This is a genomic window from Ralstonia sp. A12, from assembly GCF_000801955.1.
In the GTDB taxonomy this organism is placed as follows: Bacteria; Pseudomonadota; Gammaproteobacteria; order Burkholderiales; family Burkholderiaceae; genus Ralstonia.
Window position 1 is genome coordinate 1 of sequence record NZ_JSZO01000021.1, and the last position, 1,335, is coordinate 1,335.

Genomic DNA, 1,335 nt, shown 5'->3' on the forward strand with positions numbered 1-1,335 from the left:
TGGATTTGCCCCCGTATCCCCGGACACCGTCTCACACTTGAGTTGATAATTCCGTCCTGCGCCTGAACTCGCGTGGGGAGCGATATTTCAGCGCGCTATGGGGATGCTGCTCGTTGTAGTGCTCGAAAGCGATGGCGAGGTTGCTCGCGGCCGTTGCGGCGTCGGGCTTCGGCATGAAGGCCACGTAGTCGCGCTTCATCGTCTTGACGAAGCTCTCAGCCATGCCGTTACTCTGCGGGCTGCAAACCGGCGTCGTCAACGGCTTCAGGCCGATGTCCGTGGCGAACTCGCGGGTCTTGCCGGCAATGTAGCCTGAACCGTTGTCCGTCAGCCATTCAATTTCCGCTGGTGCTTTTGGAACATTGCCGAAGCGCTGCTCGACGGCCGCCAGCATCACGTCGCGTACCACGTCGCCGCTATAGCCACCCGTTGTCGCCACCCAGCTCATCGCCTCGCGGTCACAGCAATCCAGCGCGAACGTCACGCGCAGCGGCTCGCCGTTGTCGCAGTGGAACTCGAAGCCATCGGAGCACCAGCGCTGGTTGCTTTTGCCCACAGCGACCTTGCCGTCATGCCGGCGCTCGGGGCGCGGTGGCCTCGGCCTGCGCTCAAGCAGCAGGCCGTGCACACGCATGACCCGGTAGACCCGCTTGGCGTTGACTGGCGCCTCGCATCGACGCTCACGTTCGCGCCGCAATCTGCCCCAGACGCGCCGGTAGCCATAGCTCGGCAAGTCTGCGATGACGTGCCGGATTTCGTCCACCAAGTCAGCATCGTCCGTTTGCCGAGCCGTGCGCCCGTCGCGCCAGTCAGCAGGTCGAGTGCGCTTGGCCGCCACATTCGAGCGCGCTACGCCGAGGACTTCGCAGACCTGCTTCACTGGTCGTCCCCTGGCAACGATGGCGAGCGCGCAATCCACTTTTTTGCCCGACCGTATTCCACAGCTTCGCGAAGAATCTCGTTCTCCATCGTCTTCTTGCCGAGCATGCGCTGCAACTCACGGACTTGCTTGAGGGCTTCGGCCAACTCCGAGGCCGGCACTACTTCCTCGCCCGCACTCACCGCCGACAGGCTCCCGTCCTGGTACAGCTTGCGCCACTGGAACACCTGATTCGGATTCACACCGTGCTGGCGCGCCACCATCGAGACCGTCTTACCCGGCTCGAAGCTCTCCCTGACCATCGCCAGCTTCTCTTCCACCGACCACCGCCGGCGGCGCTCCGGGCCCGTCAACACTTCCATCACTTCTTGGTTGCTGCTAGTCATAAACACAGTCGTATGCCTACCCGTAGTTTAAGTGGGTGACTGTGTCCGGGGATTCAGGGGGCTGCTCCA

The 1,335-nt window shown here is 62.9% G+C and carries 1 protein-coding gene; it reads right to left on the minus strand.

Annotation, left to right across the window (positions count from 1 at the left end; genetic code table 11):
* Positions 1-31: 31 nt before the first annotated feature.
* Positions 32-1,242, minus strand: a protein-coding gene (locus PI87_RS21350; RefSeq protein WP_157003192.1) for an IS3 family transposase whose coding sequence is annotated in 2 segments (ribosomal slippage) — positions 32-918 and positions 918-1,242 — 1,212 coding nt in all. Because the reading frame shifts where the segments join, the coding sequence is not laid out codon by codon here.
* Positions 1,243-1,335: the final 93 nt, after the last annotated feature.